The organism is Microtetraspora sp. AC03309 (assembly GCF_020826795.1).
GTDB lineage: Bacteria > Actinomycetota > Actinomycetes > Streptosporangiales > Streptosporangiaceae > Microtetraspora > Microtetraspora glauca.
In genome coordinates, this window is record NZ_JADDIL010000628.1 from 1 (window position 1) to 389 (window position 389).

The 389-nt window shown below is 61.7% G+C and carries 1 protein-coding gene; it reads right to left on the minus strand.

Going from position 1 to position 389, the window contains the following annotated elements; genetic code table 11:
- Positions 1-85: 85 nt before the first annotated feature.
- A partial coding sequence (locus IMZ11_RS44680) for a 3-hydroxyacyl-CoA dehydrogenase family protein (RefSeq protein WP_228649879.1) occupies positions 86-389 on the minus strand: 304 nt, incomplete at its 5' end.

Below are 389 nucleotides of genomic sequence, written 5' to 3' on the forward strand. Positions count from 1 at the left end.
CTTGTCTTCTACGCCCTGCGGTTTGCGGGGGCGGGCGAACGCTTCGTAATTGCCACTGCTGTAATACATTTCGTATGCTTCCCGCTCAGTTGTACTTGTAGAAGCCTTCGCCGCTGGCGAGGCCCAACTTGCCTTTGTCGATGTAGTTCTCTTTCAGCCACGCGGCGAGCTTCTGAGCTTCGGCGTCCCCATTGGCCATGATGTTGTAGGGCGTGGTCAGGCCGATGATGTCGTAGATCTGGAACGGGCCCACCGGTGCGCCGGTGGCGATCCGCCAGGTGTCGTCCACGGCGCTGGGGTCGGCGTAGCCACCGGCCGCGAGTTCGGCGGCGGCATTGAGGAACGGGACCAGAAGTGAGTTGAGGACGTAGCCGGCCTTCTCCTTGTGC